Source organism: Sphingobacteriaceae bacterium (assembly GCA_002319075.1).
GTDB lineage: Bacteria > Bacteroidota > Bacteroidia > B-17B0 > Aurantibacillaceae > Aurantibacillus.
The window spans coordinates 2,009,136-2,030,977 of record NVQB01000001.1 but is presented as its reverse complement, the minus strand read 5'-3'; the positions used below and the strand labels follow the sequence as shown (position 1 = coordinate 2,030,977).

13 protein-coding genes and 1 pseudogene are annotated in these 21,842 nt (G+C 39.5%); 7 read left to right on the top strand and 7 right to left on the bottom strand.

The features are described from left to right. Nucleotides 1–3,114, top strand: a complete 3,114-nt coding sequence (locus tag CNR22_08900; GenBank protein PBQ31880.1) for a hypothetical protein — start codon at nt 1–3, stop codon at nt 3,112–3,114. A 106-nt stretch (nt 3,115–3,220) separates the two neighbouring features. Here the strand turns inward: CNR22_08900 and CNR22_08895 are convergent, their stop codons facing one another. From CNR22_08895 to deoC, 3 genes and pseudogenes are all read right to left on the bottom strand, one after another. Beyond that, complete coding sequence (locus CNR22_08895) at nt 3,221–4,705, bottom strand: betaine-aldehyde dehydrogenase (GenBank protein PBQ31879.1); 1,485 nt, start codon at nt 4,703–4,705, stop codon at nt 3,221–3,223. 91 nt (nt 4,706–4,796) lie between these two features. Then, nucleotides 4,797–5,197: pseudogene (locus CNR22_08890) on the bottom strand (GxxExxY protein). Nucleotides 5,198–5,298: 101 nt separating this feature from the next. Next, nucleotides 5,299–6,195 carry a deoxyribose-phosphate aldolase gene (gene deoC, locus CNR22_08885; protein PBQ34860.1) on the bottom strand — a complete coding sequence of 299 codons (897 nt, stop codon included), beginning with the start codon at nt 6,193–6,195 and terminating at the stop codon, nt 5,299–5,301. Nucleotides 6,196–6,367: 172 nt separating this feature from the next. Between deoC and CNR22_08880 the strand changes: the two genes are divergently transcribed. Further along, the gene (locus CNR22_08880) at nt 6,368–7,630 is read left to right on the top strand and encodes a hypothetical protein (GenBank protein ID PBQ31878.1); all 1,263 of its coding nucleotides are present in this window, start codon (nt 6,368–6,370) and stop codon (nt 7,628–7,630) included. Nucleotides 7,631–8,154: 524 nt separating this feature from the next. Here the strand turns inward: CNR22_08880 and CNR22_08875 are convergent. Continuing rightward, nucleotides 8,155–9,681: an aldehyde dehydrogenase family protein gene (locus CNR22_08875; GenBank protein PBQ34859.1), complete on the bottom strand. Its 1,527-nt coding sequence runs from the start codon at nt 9,679–9,681 to the stop codon at nt 8,155–8,157. 228 nt (nt 9,682–9,909) lie between these two features. Between CNR22_08875 and CNR22_08870 the strand changes: the two genes are divergently transcribed. The 4 genes from CNR22_08870 to CNR22_08855 all read left to right on the top strand — a co-directional run bounded on the left by CNR22_08870 (nt 9,910) and on the right by CNR22_08855 (nt 16,501). Beyond that, nucleotides 9,910–13,545: a hypothetical protein gene (locus CNR22_08870; protein PBQ31877.1), complete on the top strand. Its 3,636-nt coding sequence runs from the start codon at nt 9,910–9,912 to the stop codon at nt 13,543–13,545. A gap of 125 nt (nt 13,546–13,670) precedes the next feature. Beyond that, on the top strand, nt 13,671–14,510 hold the full coding sequence (locus CNR22_08865; GenBank protein PBQ31876.1) for a UDP-2,3-diacylglucosamine hydrolase: 840 nt from the start codon (nt 13,671–13,673) through the stop codon (nt 14,508–14,510). A gap of 1 nt (nt 14,511) precedes the next feature. Then, the gene (locus CNR22_08860; GenBank protein PBQ31875.1) at nt 14,512–15,600 is read left to right on the top strand and encodes a hypothetical protein; all 1,089 of its coding nucleotides are present in this window, start codon (nt 14,512–14,514) and stop codon (nt 15,598–15,600) included. Then, entirely contained in the window at nt 15,560–16,501 is a 942-nt protein-coding gene (locus CNR22_08855) for a hypothetical protein (GenBank protein PBQ31874.1), read from the top strand. Before CNR22_08860 ends, CNR22_08855 begins: the two co-directional genes overlap by 41 nt. Here the strand turns inward: CNR22_08855 and CNR22_08850 are convergent. Genes CNR22_08850 through CNR22_08840 form a run of 3 tightly spaced genes read right to left on the bottom strand, consistent with a single transcriptional unit; the run spans nt 16,493 to nt 20,390 of the window. Then, complete coding sequence (locus CNR22_08850) at nt 16,493–17,014, bottom strand: hypothetical protein (protein PBQ31873.1); 522 nt, start codon at nt 17,012–17,014, stop codon at nt 16,493–16,495. The two genes, CNR22_08855 and CNR22_08850, sit on opposite strands and share 9 nt — an antisense overlap. Before the next feature lie 5 nt (nt 17,015–17,019). Then, nucleotides 17,020–19,374 (bottom strand): hypothetical protein, encoded by a 2,355-nt coding sequence (locus CNR22_08845; protein PBQ31872.1) that lies wholly within the window; start codon nt 19,372–19,374, stop codon nt 17,020–17,022. A 56-nt stretch (nt 19,375–19,430) separates the two neighbouring features. After that, nucleotides 19,431–20,390 (bottom strand): hypothetical protein, encoded by a 960-nt coding sequence (locus CNR22_08840; GenBank protein ID PBQ31871.1) that lies wholly within the window; start codon nt 20,388–20,390, stop codon nt 19,431–19,433. Here CNR22_08840 and CNR22_08835 point away from each other — a divergent pair. Continuing rightward, nucleotides 20,380–21,582 (top strand): phosphoribosylformylglycinamidine cyclo-ligase, encoded by a 1,203-nt coding sequence (locus CNR22_08835; protein PBQ31870.1) that lies wholly within the window; start codon nt 20,380–20,382, stop codon nt 21,580–21,582. The genes CNR22_08840 and CNR22_08835 overlap by 11 nt on opposite strands. Nucleotides 21,583–21,842 lie beyond the last annotated feature (260 nt).

Genomic DNA, 21,842 nt, shown 5'->3' with positions numbered 1-21,842 from the left:
ATGAGCAGGGGAATAAATTTAGTTGCCCTTCTTTTTTATTTTATCGGTTCTTCCATTTCGCAAAACTATTCTACCCGTTTATTTTCGAAAGACCAGGGACTCCCTGATCCCTATGTTTACACGATACAACAAGATCAGAAGGGTTTTTTATGGATTGCACATGGTAAAGGACTTTCGAAATTCGACGGGCAACTGTTCGCTCCAATCGATACAAAATTTTTGGGAAGTGATCTTATCTACGCATCCGCCATTCAAAAAAATGGAACCCTTTGGTTCGGAACTTCTGGCGGAAAACTGGTGTCCAGCAAATCAGGAAGCAATAAACTGGACTCTACAAAATTTGACGGCAAAAGTTCGATCACGAAAATTCTTGTTGCTGAATTTAGCGGAAATATTTATCTCAACACCCTGGGTAATGGCATTTTTGTAAAACGTGGCGACATTTTTACGCACATAGAGGGCACAGAAGAGTACCAGGTAAATGACATTGCGTTGTTAGATAATAAAGAAAATGTATTAGCTGCCACGAGTGAAGGATTGTTTTTAATGAAGGCAGGAAGTAATGCTACTAAAATTAAATTTTTGAATGAAGGAATTAAGTCCGTTCAAAAAAGTAAAACTAAAAATAACACTTTCTATATTTTAACAGAGAGATCATCGGTTTACGAATTAGAGTTCGATGAAAGGGCTGAGATTAGTAAGAACAGTAGCTTATCAGAATTAAAAAAAGAAAATCCTACTGAGATCGCGGCTTTCTTTGTGGATGAGGAGGAGCAGAGCCTCTACAGTTCAACAACAAACGAGCGCCTGGGTCTGCACGATATTAAACAGGGAACAGACTATCTATTTAATCAAACAGCGTTTTTAGCGGCAGGCCGTTCTTTTTTTCAGGACGATGAAAAAAATGTCTGGGTAGCTACCACAGGAAAAGGTTTATACCGTATTACAAAAAATGATTACAGATTTTTACCTTTAGATGAATCTGTATTTTCGATAACTCGTGATGGAAAGGGTAAAAATTATTATGGTACAGAAAATGGCGTATTGGTTTATGATGCGGCAGGTAACTTTATTGACCGTATTTCAGAATTGAAGCAGTTTAAGATTGGTAAAGTAAGCGCACTGTATTTCGATGGCGTTTATATCTGGATCGGTACGGAAAACAAGGGGCTCTTCATAATTAGCCCCGAGGATCAAGGCACTTTTAAATTTGAGTTCAGCTCCATTAAAAATATTGGTGTGAATTCTATCACAGGAGATGGCACTGAAGTAGTTGTCACCACGAACCTGGAAGGTGTTTACACTTATAAAAATGCAATCCTTCAGGATCACTTTTCTGTTGAAACAACATTGCTTCATAACAATGTTTATTATTCACTGCGCGCGAAATCTGGCAAGGTTTTTTATGCAACGCACACTACTTCTTTCAGTTATTCAGAGGGTAAACAATTATTTGAGATCGATACTAAAGATCTTGGTTTGATAGCAGACTTTAATAGTCTGGCGGAAGGAAAAAATGGAGAGCTTTATATCGGCACGAACGGCGATGGGTTGTACGTGATGCAGGATAAAACCCTTCAGCCATTTGGGTTGAATGACGACCTGGAATCTAAGTTTATCTATGGTCTGGTTTGCGATAATGATAACAATGTATGGATCTTACAACGTTATCATCTCTACAAGTATTATACAAAAGAAAAGGCGCTTCGTGAAATAAAATTTGGTACTGATGAACAATTCATGTTCAATTCAAATTCTTTTTTTAAAAATGCCACTGGCGATCTTTATTTTGGAACAAATAAAGGCCTTGTACATTTTAGTTCAGTGGATGTTAAGGATAAATTAGCCCTTCCTTACCTCGTGAGTGTAAGCGCACAGGATTCCGTTTTAAATAGTCAAGAACAAAATAAAACATTTACGTATGGAAGTTATCACTTCGCTATAGAATTTTCAGCGCTTGGTTTGAAAAATTCTGAGAATATTCTTTTTAAATATAAGCTGGAAGGCCGCGACGAAAATTGGTCGGAGCTAAGCAGGGGTCGAAGAGCGGAGTTTTCGAAATTGGGAGAAGGAACGTATATTTTTAAAGTGATAGCTTATAACGCTGAAGGATTTTCTTCAGGTGAAGTGGCGCTTTACAGCTTTAGCATTTCCAGTCCTTTCTGGAAACATCCGTTTTTTTGGAGTGTTAGTTTTCTGTTTTTAATCGGTATTATCTACTTAATTATTCGGGTAAGAACAAAGAAACTTATTGAAGCGAAAAACAAATTAGAGGAGCTGGTTAAAGAAAAAACGAAAGAGCTTCGGGCAGAAAAGGAAGTAGTAGAGAAGAGTAATATTAGAATCGAAGAACAAAATGCCGAAATCAGGGATAGCATCACTTATGCAAAAAGAATTCAGGATGCCTTGTTACCTGAGAAAAAAATTTTAAAAGATTATCAGGAAAATGTTTTTGTTTTATATCAACCCAGAGATATTGTCAGCGGCGATTTTTATTGGATGGCGGAACTTGGACACTTAAAATTTATTGTGGTGGCAGATTGCACAGGACACGGCGTTCCGGGTGCCCTGATGTCGATGATAGGAACAACGCTTTTAAATAAAGTTGTGCTGGAGAGAAAAGTGGCACGTCCTAAAGACATTTTAAAAGAACTGGATAAGGAAGTAAAACAAGCGCTAAAACAACACACAGAGGATGCAACGCGGGATGGAATGGATGTTTGTTTATGCTGTGTAGATACAAACAATGGTAAATTAATTTACGCCGGGGCTATGCGTCCCTTGCTTTTTGTGAGGGAGAAACAAATTTTGGAATACACAGCTACCAAGCTCGCTATTGGAGGATTTAGTTACGGGAATGAAAAAGAATTTAATGAAACCGAAATCGAATTAAAGATCGGAGATATGTTTTACCTATTCTCGGATGGGTACGCAGACCAATTCGGTGGCGAGAAAGGAAAAAAATTAATGCTGAAGAACTTTAAGAAAATAGTGGTCTCCATTTCCGAAATGGATTTGGTTAGGCAGGAAGAAAATCTAAAGCGTGTTTACACGAACTGGAAAGGGGATCTGGACCAGGTAGATGATGTTTTAGTGATCGGTGTGCGAATCTGATCCGGGTGCAGGTTACAAGAATTTCGCTGATCTGTGCGAGTTAAAAAATCAAGGATACTGAAGCTGTATTAACACATCTGTATGATCAGCACAATCTCTGTCAAACTTAAAAAGTCAGATAAGCCATTAATCCGTGCAATCCGCCTTCGCGTCCAAAGCCGCTTTCTTTGTAGCCCCCAAAAGGGGAAGTTGGATCAAATTTATTATAGGTGTTTGCCCATACAACACCAGCCCGTAATTTTGTACTGAGGTTAAATGCTTTGGAGCCTTTGTCTGTCCAAACTCCTGCGCTTAGTCCGTAAGGTATACCGTTTGCTTTTTCAATTACTTCTTCAATAGTTCTGAAAGTTTGTATCGCTAAAACCGGTCCAAAAATTTCTTCCTGCGAAACACGGTTGCTCTGAGCAACATTTAAAAATAAAGTGGGTTTGCAAAAATTTCCGTTGGCTGGAAGAATGCAATCTGGTTGATAAATTTCAAGTCCTTCTTCTTTTCCAGTTTTTAGGTAGTGGTTTATTTTATCTAATTGTTCTTTGTTGTTTATAGCGCCAATGTCGGTGTTCTTGTCCATGGGATCGCCCACGATTAAAGTTTTCATCCTTTCTTTTAATTTCCGAATGACTTCTTCAGCAATGTTTTCCTGCACAAATAAGCGCGAGCCCGCACAGCATACATGGCCCTGGTTAAAAAAGATGCCATTTATAATTCCTTCAACAGCCTGATTTATGGGGGCATCATCGAAAATAATGTTCGCTGCTTTTCCACCTAATTCTAAAGTCAGTTTTTTACTGGTACCGGCTACAGATTTCTGAATTGATTTTCCAACTTCTGTGCTCCCGGTGAAGGCGATTTTGTTTACATCAGGATGGTTTACCATGGCCGAACCAGTGTCTCCTAAGCCGGTAATAATGTTTACAACACCCGGTGGGAGACCGCAGTCGCGAATGATCTCAGCCAGTTTAAGGGCTGTTAATGAAGTGTTTTCGGCTGGCTTTAAGACAACAGTGTTTCCGGTAGCCAATGCTGGCGCTATTTTCCAGGCTGCCATTAACAAAGGAAAATTCCATGGAATGATTTGAGCGACCACTCCTAATGATTTTGGTATGCGGTTAGGAAAGGCATAATTTAATTTATCGGCCCAGCCAGCATAATAGAAAAAATGATTCGCTGCAGAGGGAATATCAAAGTCGCGACTTTCACGGATCGGTTTACCGCCATCAAGTGTTTCAATAACAGAAAGTTCGCGGGCCCGCTCTTGTATAACCCGTGCAATTCTAAAAATATATTTAGCACGTTCTTTTGATGGCATTTTTTTCCATACTTTTTCATATGCAGTGCGTGCAGCTGATACGGCAAGATCAACATCTGTCTCATTCGCCCGGGCAATCTCAGAGAGCTTTTCGCCAGTGGCAGGGTTGTATGTGGCGAAATAATTTTTGCCGGTTGGTTTCACGAATTTACCGTTGATGAAGAGATCGTAACGGGTGGCGATGTTTATGTGGTCTTGGGATTCTACCGCGGCGGCGTATGGTGCGGTAAACGCGGATGATTTTTTTGCCACAGATTTCGTTTTGGAAAGTTTTGTTGCCATATTTTACGCAGATTGCACAGATTACGCTGGTCTCAAAAAACTAGATGCCTTCGGCATTAAATTTCGCAGATTGACCTGTAAAGCTGAAATTTTATTTACTTAAAATGATTCGTTTATATTTTAAAATATTTTCTCCAAAGTTTACAAGTAATCCTATCTTGCATGATCGTCCATTAAAGAGCTATGTGCTTTTATTTCCAGTACAACTTTATTTTCAACTATAAAATCACCAAAATAGTAATGGGAAATCTACACTCCTTTATATACAATCTCGAATTTTTTTTCTTTCTCAAAGCTAATCTTTCTATTTCTTAGTTCCAGAGACAAACAATCTTGATAAAGAGCTTCAGAGAATCCTTTGCCTAAAACATTGTGAACTTCCATGGCTGCGCCAATGATCCTGTAAGTCAAGTCATTTATTTCAGCAGAGCCATAATCTGTTGTATAATCACTCAGTATATTTTCCTCAAATTCTTCGATAGTGTAATCCATCTTTTAGTCTAATTTATTGGTTAGATGTGCGTTAAATTTTTAGCGTATTAGTTTAGAAGTTATCTGCGTAATCAGCGAAATCTGCGTCAGAGTCATTTTAGCTAGTCCACACTCAAATAATCCTTACTATAATAAGCCCCATATTTCTCCTTCCCTAACTGAAGTAGAATATCATTGGCCAAACCACTGGCCCCAAATCTAAAATACTCATTCGTCAGCCAGGCTTCACCCAGGGTTTCATTTACCATCACCAGGTACTGGAGTGCGTTTTTTGCGGTGGAAATTCCGCCGGCTGGTTTCATTCCTATTACTTTATTGGTTTTGTAATGAAAGTCTTTTATCGCTTCCAGCATGATCAAGGTTACCGGCATGGTTGCTGCCGGTTGAATTTTCCCGGTAGAAGTTTTGATAAAGTCGGCACCGGCGTACATCGCGATGTCGCTTGCTTTCCTGACGTTCTCTAACGTAGAAAGTTCTCCTGTTTCTAAAATGACTTTTAATCTGGCTTTTCCGCAGGTTTCTTTGATCGCAGCAATTTCGTCAAAAACAAAACTGTAATTCCCTTTTAAAAATTGCCCGCGGCTTATCACCATGTCTATCTCATCTGCTCCTTCTTCAACAGCAAATTTGGTATCTGAGAGTTTAACTTCCAGGCTAGAGTTGCCACTGGGAAAAGCTGTTGCGACAGACGCCACTTTTACAGAACTTCCCGATAATGCTGTTTTGGCGGTCTTAACATGATTGGGATAAACACAAATTGCGGCAACCGTTGGAACATCCGTAAGATCGTCGGCAAGATGCAAGGCTTTGTAACACAGTTGCTTTATTTTTCCTTCGGTATCTTTTCCTTCCAGGGTAGTAAGATCTATCATGTTCAGGGCCAGCTTTAAAGCAGCCGTTTTTGATTCTTTTTTTAAGCTGCGCGTGTTTAAGCGTGCTACCCGCTCTTCTACGCCAAGTTGATCAATAGCAATTGTTTGTTTAAAATCAGGATTCATTAAATTAAAGATACTTCTTTTTGCAAGTTTCAAGTGGCGATAGCAAAGGATTTATTAGCCTGCAAGATCTGAAAACCCTCAGGTTTCGTATAGTATTGCGTTGTTTATTTAGACTTTTTTAATAGACCCGGCCTTTAAATTACCGCATTATAATTAGTAAATTTAACCCACTATGTTTAGCTTTTGCAAGCCGGTTTCTTCAAAAAAACGCTTTTTACCTTTCCGGAAAATAAATGAGGAGTTTTCGTTTTCTTTGATGGAAAGCGCCGATGTTATCCCTGTTGCGGATTGGGAAGCTATTACTTTAAAAAAAACGACTTTTCTTGAAAAAGAGTATTTAAAAATTGTAGAACGCAGCGGCCATACTAAGCTAACCTGCCGTTACGCAATCGTTTACCAGCATAAAAAACCTTGCGGCGTTATTTATTTCCAGATCGCAGATTTTAAAGCAGAAGTTTTTGGAGACATCATGGATCAACAGGTTGAGAATCTGAAATCCAAAAGGATGAATTTATTCGAGCGTTACATTGATAAAAATAAAAACGAGGTGCTTTTACGCTTGTTTACTTGTGGCAATAATTTAAACAGTGGTGAATATGGATTTCGGTTCTCTAAAACATTAAAAGAAGAAACGGCAAACGAATTACTTTTAGAGATCACAGACTTAGTGTCTAAAGAAGAAAAATTAAGAGGAACGATTTCCGCTATTCTTCTAAAAGATTTCGAAAAAGCTTTAGAGCCCGACTCTTTATTCGCTTCAGAGAAATATTCGCAGTTTTTTGTGGAGCCTAATATGATTGTGGATATTCCTTCAAACATTCATTCTATTGCGGAATACATTGAACTTTTTTCAAAAAAATACAGAAACCGTGCTAGGTCTATTTTTAAAAATGCCGCTTCGTTAGAAATTCGCGAATTAAATGCGGAGGAAATAAAAAAGCAAGAGAAAGAAATGTACAGGCTTTATGGGGAGATTTTCGCCAATGCAAAATTCAAATTAATAAAATTACCCGAAGATTATTTTTCAAGTGTAAAAGCTATTTATCCTGAAACCTTTACGGTTACAGGTTTTTTTCACGAAGGTGCTCTGGTGGCTTTTGCGAGTAGCTTTGTAATGGAAGATAATTCTTTAGAGGCGCATTACATAGGTTTTGATTATTCCTTAAACCATCAATTTGATCTTTATCAGAATATTTTATACCTGATGATCAGCGAAGGTATCAAGCACAAACAAACAAAAATTAATCTGGGGCGAACAGCTGCCGAGATTAAAACAACTGTGGGTGCAAAAGCAGAAAATCTGATCTGTTATATAAAACCACAAAACACTATTTCAAGAATTATTCAAAAACCCTTTATTTCTTTTCTACAACCGGCAGAGTGGATTCCGAGAAATCCGTTTAAGGAAGAAAACGTAGTAATGGAAAAGAATTGAGCTAAAGTAGTATTATAAGAGGCGATGCGGAAGTTGAGGATCAAACAATTTATTCGTTCCCTGGAATTCCCTATATTTTTTCATGTATTTTAAAAAGCGAAAAGAAGCTGAACACAGCATACGCTGAAAACAAGCCCGGAAAAAATTAAAGAAACTTTAACGACCAACATTCCTTTGTCTGATATTACTGCGAATTCCTTACCTGTTTGTGAGATGTAACTTTTCCGGATTTTCATGATCCTTATTTTAGTGATTCTTAGTCAAAGATAAGCTCTTAACTGGCACTTTTTTTCGCTATAAGGCGCCGATATATCACATGCAAGATTAAATGCTAAATGGTAAGAGCTGTTTTTGTGATTAACTTGTTTTGGCTGTCGGGCGTTACTTTGCAGCGCCTTATGATTAAACTTTGCTTTTGGAGCGCTTAATGTTTAAAGAGTAGATTTTATGGGATAGCGCTTAAATAGTTTAGATCTATAAAAAAAGGGCAACCGAAGCTGCCCTTGTAGTAGAGTTGAGATTTATTAGCCCAGGTCAAATTTAATTCCTTGTGCTAAAGGCAAAGTGTCACCCCAGTTCAAAGTATTGGTTTGTCTGCGCATATAGGCTTTCCAGGCATCGGAGCCACTTTCGCGACCACCACCGGTTTCTTTTTCACCGCCAAACGCTCCACCGATTTCAGCACCGCTTGTGCCAATGTTAACGTTTGCAATACCACAATCACTTCCCGTTGCGCTTAAAAATAATTCTGCTTCACGCATATTGGTTGTCATGATAGCACTTGACAAACCTTGCGGAACACCATTTTGATAGGCAATGGCTTCGTCTAATGTTTTGTATTTTATCAGATATAAAATCGGTGCAAATGTTTCATGTTGCACAATTGCCATATCATTCTTAGCTTCTGCAATGGCAGGTTTTACATAACACCCGCTCTCGTAGCCTTTTCCTTCTAATACACCACCCTCTACAATAATTTTACCGCCTTCAGAAATGATGCTTTCTAAAGCGCTCTGGTAATTTTTAACGGCGTCTTTATCGATCAAGGGACCCACATGATTTTTCTCATCCAGGGGATCGCCGATTTTTAATTGTCCGTAGGCTTTTACCAGACTTTCTTTTACTTTATCGTAAACGTTTTCATGAATAATTAAACGGCGTGTAGAAGTACAGCGTTGTCCTGCTGTGCCCACCGCTCCGAAAACTGCGCCTACGATGGTCATGTGAAGGTCTGCGTTTTCTGTAATGATGATGGCATTATTTCCACCCAACTCTAAAATACTTTTTCCAAAACGTTCAGCCACTTTAGTTCCTACAATTTTTCCCATACGCGTAGAACCCGTTGCAGAGATCAAAGGCAAGCGCGTATCTTCTGTCATAAGCGCTCCAATCTGATGATCACCATTAATGATATTTGAAATTCCTTCCGGAAGTTTATTTTCTTTAGCCACTTCATTCCAGATATTCTGACAAGCTACTGCGCACAAAGGCGTTTTTTCAGAAGATTTCCAGATACAAACGTCGCCACAGATCCACGCCAGAGCTGTATTCCAGCTCCACACTGCCACCGGAAAATTAAAAGCAGAAATAATTCCAACAATTCCAAGTGGATGCCATTGTTCCATCATACGGTGTTTCGGACGTTCACTGTGAAATTGTGTTCCGTATAACATGCGCGCTTGACCTACTGCAAAATCACAAATGTCTATCATCTCTTGTACTTCGCCCAAACCTTCCTGTAGTGATTTTCCCATTTCATAAGAAACCAATTTTCCGAGATCCGCTTTTTTCGCGCGTAATTTATCGCCAAACTGGCGCACAATTTCTCCACGTTTTGGTGCAGGAATTGTTCTCCAATAAGTAAAAGCTTCAGCTGCGGTTTTTACTACTTTTTGATAATCTTCTTTTGTAGCCGTTTTTACTTTAGCAATTAATTTTCCGTCTACCGGACTATACGACTCAAGAAGATCGCCACCGGCGAACCAGTTTTGTCCTGTTGAGCAACCATCATTTATTTCTTTAATACCTAGGGCTTTTAATGTGCTTTGCATACCATTTAATTTAAGCGCCAAAGATAATAATATTAAACTGGTCAAAAAAGGCCAATTTCAGTGATTTGTAACATGAGCATGTAAATATATCATAAACAAAAACGGATGGTGTGCTAACTCTTGGGTAACATTTGAGGATAAAACTTTACCGATCGGTAATCTTAAAAAAATCTTAGCCTAAATGAAGAGTTGCTTCTTTGCACATTAATAAGACAATTAAATCAAACTATGAAAAAAACAGACCTAACTAAAACTTCCTTCACTTCGAAACTCGCCATGGCAGCGATTGTGTTTTTTACAATCTGCGGTTTTATAAATACTGCGCTTGCTCAAACAACTTTGTATTCAACCACTTTTGGAACAATTGCCAATGTTAATCCAACAGGCTGGACATTTACCGGAGCAGCCATGAATATTAGTATCAACAACCCGGGCTCGGGCTACACAGGTTTTTCGGGGGATGCATATTTAGGGGAGGGTAACTCTGTAACTTTTACAAACACAGCGGGTAACGTACAAACGTCATCCCCTATTGGAACGTCAGAAGCCGTTTTATTGTTAAGCACGACCAATTACTCTAATGTAACACTTTCTTTTGGGATGAGAAGATCATCTGCAAGCTATAGTGCTAATGCAACTTATACACTTGCATGGAGCACAGATAATATCACTTATACGGATATCATTTTTACAGAACCTGCAGCTGGCAGTTGGGGTCTGGTTTCAGGATCTGGTTTAACACTTCCTGCAGGAGCAAGTAATCAGGCTGCATTGTACATAAGATGGAAATTTGATAGAACAGGAACGGGGTCTAACATTAAAATTGACGATGTAACAGTAACCGGTGGTAGCACTTTACCCCCTGCTGTTATTTCTTTTGTAACGAATGACACCACTGTTGTAGAAACAGCAGGTTTGGCAAACGTTATTGTTAGATTAACAACAACAAGCACATTTTCTTCGGCAATTTCTGTTACTGCTTCTCCTCTATCAAGCGCTTCGGGCGCTGATTACAGTTTAACTATCGGAACGGCTACTTTCGCTGCTAACGCTACGGTGGGTTCTACAGCAGCTATTACCTTAAGCTTAACAAACGATGCTGCACTTGAAAGTTCAGAATATATTATATTAAGATTAGCTAACGGACAAAATGCAAATCCGGGAGCTACCAGTCAGTTCGCTTTTTATATTGGTGACGACGACAAAACTGCGCCACAAGCTTCAAACACTTTATCATTGAATTTACTGTCAAGTTTTTCAAACGGAGCATCGGGAGTAAACTCTGCTGAAATTGTGGCTCACGACCCAGCTTCACAACGTTTGTTTATCGCGAACAGTATTGGTGGGAAACTAGATATCATCAATTTTGTAAATCCTTCCAGCCCGGTTTTATTGTACTCGGTACCTATTACTACTTATGGAAACATTAATTCAGTAGCTGTAAAAAATGGCATTGTGGCTTGCGCTATTGAAAATACAAATCCTCAAGATTCAGGAAGCGTTGTTTTCTTCAACATTAATGGTGTTTACCAAAACAAAGTTAAAGTAGGAATGATGCCCGACATGATCACGTTTAATCACGCAGGGACAAAAGTATTAACGGCTAATGAAGGTGAACCAAACGCAGCTTATACAAATGATCCTGATGGTTCAATAAGTATAGTGGATATTTCTGGTGGGGTTTCAACATTAAGTCAAACCAATGTGGCTCACGTAACTTTTACTGTTTATAATGGACAAGAAGCCACTTTAAGGGCTCAAAGCATCCGTATCTTCGGATTAAACGCTAATGCCGCAAAAGATTTTGAACCGGAATATATTACTGTATCACCTGATGATTCAAAAGCATGGGTTGGTTTACAGGAGAATAACGCGCTTGTAGAAATCAATCTTTCAACTAACTCCATCAATTACTTAAAAGCATTAGGAACAAAAAATCATAATCTGCTTAATAACGGTTACGATGCTTCGAACGTAACGAAAGGAATAAATATTGCGAATTTTCCTGTTAAAGGATTTTATATGCCAGATGCCATTGCTTCTTACACTGTTGGAGGTAATGCTTATATTATTTCTGCTAACGAAGGCGATTCACGTTCCTACAGTGGTTTCTCAGAAGAATCACGTGTTTCTGGTTTAACTCTTGACCCAACAAAATTCCCTTATGGCGCAGAATTAAAAAATAATTATGCATTAGGCAGATTAACTGTTACAAATAAAAATGGAGATACAGATAACGATGGTGATATTGATACCATCTATTCTTTAGGTTCCCGTTCTTTTTCTATCTGGGATGCCAGCACTGGTGTTCAGGTGTATGATAGCAAAGATGATTTAGAACAAATCACTGCTGCCAGCTCTTTCTCTGTTTTATTTAATGCAAGTAACTCTAATGCCACAAGAAAAGACAGAAGCGATGATAAAGGCCCTGAACCTGAAGGTGTAACTATTGGTGTAATCGGATCTAATATTTATGCTTTTATAGCTTTAGAACGTGTTGGTGGTGTTATGGTGTATGATGTTACTAATCCGGCGGCTCCTACTTTTGTGAGGTATGTAAATAACAGAAGCCTTCCTTCTAACGGTCCTGATCTTGGTGCTGAAGGAATTATCTTTATCAAACAAACAGACAGTCCTAATGGTCAGCACATTGTTATCGCAGCAAACGAGGTAAGCAGTACTTTAAGTATCTGGGGAATACCTGGCTGTACTTCACCGCTTTCTACTTCTTTAAGTGTTGCTGGTGCTACAGTTGGAGCTTGTGCTAACAGTGCCCCGGTTTTAAGCGTGCCAGCTTCAACTGCTGTTACTTACCAGTGGTTAAAAAACGGAACGCCAATTGCTTCAGCTACTTCAAACACAATTTTAGCTAACTCAACAGGAAATTATGCGGTGGCTATTACCGGTGGAACAAATTGCGCAGCCAATTCAATCATTCAATCGGTAACAGTTAACCCTACGCCGACATTAACTGTGAGCGGACCAACTGCGGTTTGTTTGGGTGGAAGCATCACACAAACAGTTTCAGGAGCGCTTACTTATTCATTTAATTCTGCTGCTTCAACCTCGGTAATCACTTACACGCCTTCTGCATCTGGTTCTTATACATTAAGCGGAGTAGGTAGCAACAGTTGTTCAGGCACGCTTGTCAAACAATTTGTTGTAAATCCTTTACCAGCGCTTAATCTTTATGCTATTCCGGAAACTCTTTGTATAGGAGAAACTTCTACTTTAACTGGAACTGGTGCAAATTCATATTCATGGAGCACAGGTGCTACGGGTTCAGCTATCACTTTAACACCAGCAACTACTGCAACTTATGCTGTAACTGGCACAAACGTTTATAGCTGTTCAACTACATTAACAAAAACAGTTACCGTAAATCCGGTTCCGGTTATTACTGCAAGCAGTTCTTCTACGCTTGTTTGTTCTGGAGAAAATGTTGTTTTAACAGCAGTTGGTGGCTCAAGCTACCAATGGAATACTGGTTCTACAAGTTCTTCTATCTCTGTTAATCCTATGGCAACCACTGTTTATACAATTACCGGATCAAACGCACAAAATTGTTCAGCTAAAACAGTAATTACTCAAAGCGTTTCAGAATGTACTTCTTTATCAGAAAAAAATCTTAATGAGGTTTACACGATTTATCCAAATCCTGCAACTACCGAATTAAGTATTTCGTTTCCAGGTGAAACTACAGTTGGCGTAAAAATCATCAATGCTCTTGGAGCCGTGGTTATGGAAGAGAGGAACTATACTGCTACTTCAGCTTTGAATATTTCTAAACTTTCAAACGGAATTTATTTCGTTCAAATAACTTCAGGCACTAAACAAAGCCTCAAGAAAATAATTGTGGAATAAGCTCTTAACCTAGCCTTGTTTTACTTAACCCGCGTGTAACATACATGCGGGTTTTTTTAATTCAGAATTAATTATCTCTTCATGATAAGGTTATAAGATAAAGCCAAATTTGTAAAACTCTCTTAATGAAGACCTTTTACAAAACTATTGTCCTTTCAGATATTCACCTGGGAATCAAAGCCAGTAAAGCGAAGGAAGTTGTTCATTTCTTAAAGCACCACAAATGTGAGACTCTGATTTTAAACGGAGACATCATCGATGGCTGGCAATTGCGCAAGAGTGGCAAATGGACGAAACAACACAGCAATTTCTTTAAGCACATTATTAGCTTAACGTCTAAAAACAAATGTAAGATCATTTACCTGAGGGGAAATCATGATGATTTCCTGGAAGAGATTATGCCTTTGCGTATTGGAAATTTCTCTATACGTAAGTACTACGTTCACTACGGTGTTCAGAAAAAATATTTCGTAACACACGGCGATCTTTTCGACAGTATTACTTCTAAACTAAAATGGATTGCCAAGTTAGGCGACGTTGGATATACTTTTTTGTTGTGGTTAAACCGTCATTATAACGCCTACCGTGAAAAGCGCGGTATGCCTTATTATTCGTTGTCTCAAATTGTAAAAGCAAAAGTAAAATCAGCTGTTTCTTTTATTTCCGATTACGAAAACGAATTAGTGAAGGTGGCCAAAGCACGCAAATGTCATGGTATTATCTGCGGACACATTCATCAACCGGCGATTAAAGAAATAAATGGTATTGAATACCTTAATTCGGGCGATTGGGTAGAAAGCCTTACAGCTCTTGTAGAAGACAATGAAGGCAACTGGAAAATTATTTATTACCAGGAATTTCTGAATACGTTGGCGGAAAAAGAAGCGGCTAAAAATGAAGCCAAAACAGAATCTCCTTCCATCAATGAGATTTTGCCAAAAGGTGTAACCATTAATACCCAATAATATGTCTAAAAAGTATATTTTATCCGTACAGGGTGAAGGTCGCGGTCATATGACCCAAACATTAAGCATGTATGATCTTCTCATTGAAGAAGGACATACTGTATGCGCCGTTATTCTTGGTTCTTCGGGCAACAGAGACGTGCCGCAATTTTTCTTTGATAAGATAAAATGTCCCATTATTCAATTACAAAGTCCCAATTTTGTATGCGATAAAAACAATAAAAGTATAAACATCACTAAGTCGGTTATTCATAATTTTGGAAAACTGAAAACGTTCCGGAATAGTTTAAAAGCGATAGATGCATTAATGAAGGAGCATCAGCCGGATGTGGTGATCAACTTTTTTGATTTGTTGATCGGCTTGTATTACCGTTTCTACAAGCCACAGGCAAAATTAATTTGTGTAGGACACCAGTATATTTATTTTCATCCCGACTTCGAATTCCCCGAAGGCCATTGGCTTGACAGAGCTGCTATTAAGTTCTTTACGCGTATGACCTCGAAAGGATCTTCCAAAAATCTGGGACTTTCTTTTTATAAAATTCACACCAACAATGAAGAAGTAGTTATAGTGCCGCCTCTGTTACGCAAGGAGATATTCGAACTTCAGACCAAGCGCGACGATTTTTACCTGGTGTACCTTGTTAATAGTGGTTATTTTGAAGAAGTGTTAAGCTGGCATAGGAAAAATCCAGAGATTACACTGCATTGCTTTACAGATCAACCCGAAAAAATAAACGCCAGTTACGAGTTTGATAAAGAAAAACTTTTTTTACACGCCATCAACGACAAATTATTTTTGGAAATGATGAGTAAAAGTAAGGGACTTGCCAGCACTGCTGGATTTGAAAGTGTTTGCGAAGCCATGTATTTAGGCAAGCCGGTTTTGATGGTTCCAATTCATGGACATTTTGAACAATTTTGTAACTCGCGTGATGCCTACAAAGCAGGCGCAGGAATATTTTCAGATAGTTTCGATTTAAGCAAACTTGCCAATTTTTCTACTACATTTGACGGATCAAATCCATGGTTTAAAAATTGGGTAGCGAATGCAAAACACAGAATCTATAACGAAATCATCAGCGTCTAGTATGCCCCGTAAAATATTGTTTATTGTGAATCCGAATGCTGGAAAACGTGTTTCGGACCGCATCATTGAAGAAATACGAAAAGAATTTCCGGCGAATATTTATTACCAGGTAGTTATCTGGAAAGACAAAGATCATTTTGAAGAAATTGCCGGACTTCTTAAAACAGAAGGTTACACAGATGCTATTGCCGTGGGTGGTGACGGAACTGTAAACTACGTAGCAAAAACAATCTTAGGTACTGACATTACTCTGGGAATCGTGCCGATTGGCTCTGGTAACGGACTCGCACGTTCATTGGGATTATCCATGAAGATTGAGGAAGTAATCAGGCAAATTGCACAAGGAAAAATAACACGCATGGATAACGGTGTTGTAAATGGGATTCCATTTTTCTGCACCAGCGGTATTGGTTTCGATGCCCATATCGGAAATCTTTTCGCGGCCATGACAAAGCGAGGACTTCAAGGCTACATAAAAATTACGTTCAGAGAATTATTCAAATACCGGGCGAAGAAATATACTCTGGAGTTTAACGGACAAAAAATAGAGCGTAAAGCTTTCCTGATTACCGTGGCCAATGCCGGGCAGTATGGAAATGATTTTTACATAGCCCCTCAAGCTAACATGGAAGATGGATTGTTTCATATTGCCATTCTGAAGCCATTTAATGCATTGCAGGTATTCGGTTTGATGGCTAAGATCTTAATGAAAAAAGCGCATCTTAGTAAACACATAGAAACTTATGTAACCGATAAGGTTAAGATAACGCGCGATGAAAAAGACTGCATCCATTTTGACGGAGATCCTGAATTCACCGACAGAGAGGTGGTTTTTGAAAATAAAAAACAAACACTTAACGCCATTGTTGGAGAAAACTATAAAAAAAGTCAATCACTCTGATAATAGCTTTATCAATTCAGCAGATTCATTTATTTTCGCGTAGCTAAGGGCAGTCTTACCCGATTTTTCTGCAAGATTTTTTTTAGCTCCGTTAGCTAATAACAACTTAACCAACGTACTATTATTGGACATGGCCGCGTAAATGAGTGCGGTAGTACCATGACTGTTAGTAGCGTTTGCATTAGCGCCATTTCTGAGCAGTAATTCCGTGATTTCAACGCTTCCTTTGTAGCAGGCACCCAATAAGGCGGGACCTTCTGGAGAATCTTCATTCACGTTCACCTTGTGCGACAGTAAAAATTCAACAAATTTTAGTTGATTGCGATAAGCTCCCAGGATTAATGGCGTAAATCCTGCTGCGTTCTTTTTGTTAATAGTATCAGGATTGAGTTTTAAAAGCGCTTCGGTTCTTTGGATATCACCTTTTCGGGCAGCATCAAAAATATCCTGTGCAAAAACAGCGGGACCAGATAAAAGAAAAATCAAACAAAAAGTATATAATTTCCGAATCATAAAACTTAGTCTGTTTTATAAATGCGGGTTCTCACTACCTGAGATTCCAGTTGAAGTTCAACTAAATAGACGCCTTGTTTGAACTCTTTAAGATCAATAATAGCGGTGTTTGCAGATAAATCTGTCTTTGCAAAGATTTGTTTTCCGCTTATATCATAAACATGAACAGTTTTTATTTTCTGAAAAGCAGACTGTAAAACAAATTCTCCATGTGAAGGATTAGGGTAAACAGAAATCAGATTCTGCGAATTGTTATTTTCGGTGACGCCTGCGCAATCTGAAATACTGAAATATGCCATAGCAGTATCGACACATGCGGGTGTGCCACCAAAAAGTTCTGCGTACATATACAAAACAAAAGAAGGTCCGTTCCCAATTAACGAAGGATCGAGCACATTACCCGTAACACCTGATCCTAAATAGAAGCCGCCGGACGGTTGTCCTTGTAATGCTAATGTTGGTGAATCTTTACAAATGAGCTGTGGTATAAAAAGAGATACTGTGGGTTGAACCACTGAAACTACGGTAAATACAGGAGATACGCCGGAGCAACCATTTACAGTTTGTGTAAATCCATACGTTCCGGGTTGATTTATCAGTATAGTTTGGGTGGTGACGCCATTAGACCATAGAACGTTTGTTGAAGCGGATCCAATAGCTAAAAAATGCGTACCCGTGCAAAGTGCAACTACTCCCATTGGGGATACGGTGGTAACCGGTGTTGCATGAATAGTCATATTAAGTGCCGGGCTGGTAATAAGTGTTGCGCTTGCACAAGGAGAGCTTGAATACATCGAGCAATCAACCGTGCCGGAAAAGGGGCCTGGTAAAGAAAGTGTAGGGGAGTTACCGCCGGTAATCATTGTGTTTAAATGCCATTGAAAAATCGGATTCATTCCGCCATTAGCATAGTTGGCTGAAAAAGTTGCCGGAGCGCCTGTGCACATTGGATTGCTGCCCGATGTCATGCTGATAGCTATTGATGGAACAAGCACGGAACTAACGGTCATGGTAATGCCGGAACTGGTCGCTGCTGTGTTACTTGCGCAGGAATTACTTGAATAGAGAATGCAACTGACCACGTCCCCATTAATAAGTGATGACGTCGAAAAACCTATACTGCCAGCAGTCGTAACCGTTGTTATTCCGTTTATTTGCCAATGAAAGATTGGATTGGAACCTTCATTTGTTGTTGTAGCGGTAAATCCAGCGAATACTCCTACACACATAGGATTTGTTCCGGAGTTCTGAGTAATTGAAACACTTGCAGCGGCCGTTGAATTTACCGTCATGGTAATAGCACTACTGGTTGCTGTGGAAGGAGTTGCACAAGTGAAGTTAGAGGTTAGAATACAGGAAACAACTGCGCCATTGCTGAGGCTGGTTGAGCTAAACGTGGAAGTATTTGTACCCACATTTGTTCCGTTAACTTTCCATTGATATACCGGGGAAGTGCCGCCGTTAATAGCGGTTGCGCTAAAAGTGGCCGGACTCCCTGCGCAGATCGGATTGTTTCCCGAGATCTGCGAAATACTTAAGGCAGGGGCAACGCTTGCTGTAACGCTGATATAATTGGTCTGCACATAAGTGGCCGTTCCTACAGCATTGCTTGTTATGAGTGAAACAGAATAAGTGCCCGGATTTGTATAAGTTATCGAAGGATTTGTAAGTGTTGATGTGGCAGGGTTACCCGAACCAAAGTTCCAGGTGTAAGTAGTTTGTCCACCTTGTGACTGATTTGAGAAAGAAACGGCCGAGCCCGCACAAACCGTTGTTGAGAGTGCGGAGAAAGAAGCGGTGGGCATACTTTGCCATGGAAGAGATATTCCTGAGGCTCTGTTACTACTGCCGTGGTAAGCGATCGTATAATCAGCTGTTGCCCCTGCTGCCCAAACAAGGTCAAGGGCTGATGCTGTGTAACTTATGGCGATATCATTCGCATCGCCGGTTGTTAATGAACGTGTAGCCGTAACGGTGCGTTGCGAAGAAACGGTATTCGTCGAAACTATCGTCCAGTCCTGCGAAGCGTCGAGTGTGACACCTGATCCGTTATGTGAAGTGTTGAAATAATCTCTCCAACCCAAAGCATGTGTTGATGCTAATTGCCCGTTAGAATAAACAATGACATCCGTTGTATACATCGCGGTGCCAAGTCCCAGGGCAATCCACCTGTTAGCAGGACCTTCAAAAGTAATGGTCACAAAAGTAGGGTTCATGGCAGCGCTGAAAAAAATACCAGAGCCGCTGCTTGCGCCTGACGAAGTGGGTAACTCCTGGTAAGGAATAACTTTTGTTTGAGCAAATGCAAACGCATTTAAAAAAATGAAAAACAGAAATAGATTCTTTTTCGACCTGAGCATTTTATGATGATTTAATCGAAGATAGAAAAAAAACACAGCGATTCAACAAGAATGTTTTAGAGCTGTTTTATATAATCCAGGAATAAATTTAAAGCTTTGCGCTTGTCGGCATCAAGCTTATAATCTATACGTTTTGTCAGGTAAACAACCGTATCTTCTTTTGAAAGACTTTTCACGTTGTAATCTTCTTCCACCGCTTGCGCAACATGATCCATGCCTTCTTTTAAAACGGCGTTAAAGTTTGCAATAAAATCTGCCGGAAGTTTTTCAGTGCTTACCCAGGCAGCGAAAACAAAAGGTAATCCTGTAAATTTTTTCCACTCTTCAGCAAGATCAAATTCGTAGGCGTGTTTTCCCTGCAGACCAAAAGTCCGGTCCCCAATAATTACCGCAGCATTTGTGTCTTGAATGTCATTTTCAAATCCGGGTTTTGCTTCGAGAAACGTAACCGGATGTTTCCAGAAAAATTTAAGAAGCACTTTTATAAGTGTGATCGAAGACTTAGATTGATAATCAAGCGTCACCGTTTTAATTTGCTCCAACGGTACAGCGCTGTATAGTTTTACGCTATCTACTTTCCCATTGGCACCAATACAATAATCCGTTTCAATATGGTACTGGTCCAGCTCTGGCAAAAGAGCAACAGGCACCAAAGCAATATCCACCTGTTTGTATTTTAGTTTCTGAGCGCAAATGCTGGGAATGTCTTCCTGCAAATCGATGCTCTTAAGAAAATCACTTCTTTTTAAAGCCCATTTAAAGGGAAGTGTGTTGGTGTAATTTACAATGGAAACTCTGAATTTTTCTGTCATAATAACGAGCAACAAAAATACAGTTTTTGAATGAGTAAATAGATGGGCACGGGATCTTACGCTCTGGGAGTGTCTATTGTGGCCAGAATCATTTAGCACTTTACAATCTGCGCAATCTGTGGCAAAAACCCCGCAGCGAATCTCAAAAATCTCTTTTTCTCTGTGGTAAAAACCGTATCTTTGTCCCGAATTTATGAGCGACAATAAATACCAATTACGAGGCGTTTCTGCCGGCAAAGAAGATGTGCATGCAGCTATTGCAAACTTAGATAAGGGCCTTTTTCCAAAGGCTTTTTGCAAAATAGTTCCTGATCTTTTAAGTGGCAGTGAAAAACATTGCCTGGTAATGCATGCCGATGGAGCAGGAACAAAATCTGCTTTAGCTTATATGTACTGGAAAGAGACCGGCGATTTAAGCGTTTGGCGTGGTATTGCACAAGATGCCGTGATCATGAATGTGGACGATTTAATTTGCGTTGGTGCTACAGAAAATATCGTACTTTCTTCAACCATTGGCAGAAATAAAAATTTAATTCCCGGAGATGTTATTTCCGCCATCATAAATGGTACGGAAGAAGTCTTACAAAATTTACGTGACAATGGAATTTCCATTCACTCTACTGGTGGCGAAACTGCTGACGTAGGTGATTTGGTAAGAACTATAATTGTCGACAGCACAGTGATGTGTCGCATGGAGCGTGACAAAGTGATCTCCAATCATAAGATCAAGGAAGGAAATGTGATTGTTGGTTTGAGCAGTTACGGAAAAGCATCCTATGAAAAAGAGTACAACGGGGGAATGGGAAGCAATGGCTTAACCAGCGCACGTCACGACGTATTTGGAAAAACTCTTGCAAAAAAATATCCTGAGAGCTTTGATCCTAATTTGCCTGAAAGTGTTGTTTACACCGGTGGTTTAAACTTACAGGACAAAGTGGAGGTTTCTTATTCCGACGAACACGGTAAAAATATAACAGAAAAAGTAGACGCTGCAAAATTGGTGCTCTCACCAACACGCACCTATGGACCCATCATCAAAAAAATCATTTCTGAAATGGGAGCAAATATCGACGGCATCGTGCATTGCAGTGGTGGGGCTCAAACCAAAGTACTTCACTTTATAAACGATGGACTTCATATCATAAAAGATAATCTTTTTGATGTTCCGCCTTTATTCAAAACCATCCACGAACAAAGTCACACTGACTATAAAGAAATGTACAAGGTATTCAACATGGGACACCGCATGGAATTATATGTAGACGAAATGTTTGCCGAAAAAATAATGGCCATCAGCCACAGCTTTAATGTAGAAGCAAAAATTATTGGTCGCGTTGAAAAAGGCGAAGGCAAACACGTTACCATAAAATCGGAGTTCGGTACCTTTGAGTATTAGGTTCTCGGCTTCTTTAAACCTGCTGCGCAAACTGGCTCAAAAAAACGCAGCTCTTTTGTCCTTTTCCAACTTACAACCCTTTTATCAACTTAACGGTAGCTGTACCCTGTCACTTCGAGCAGGATCAACATCCAGTGGATGTTGAGGCCAGCTTGTGCTTAGTCGAGAAGTGCATAAACCTTTCCTACCGCTGCATTCGAACTGACATTGATCTAAAAGTAGTAACTGAATTCATTACGAGACACCTGCGGCTGAGCAAG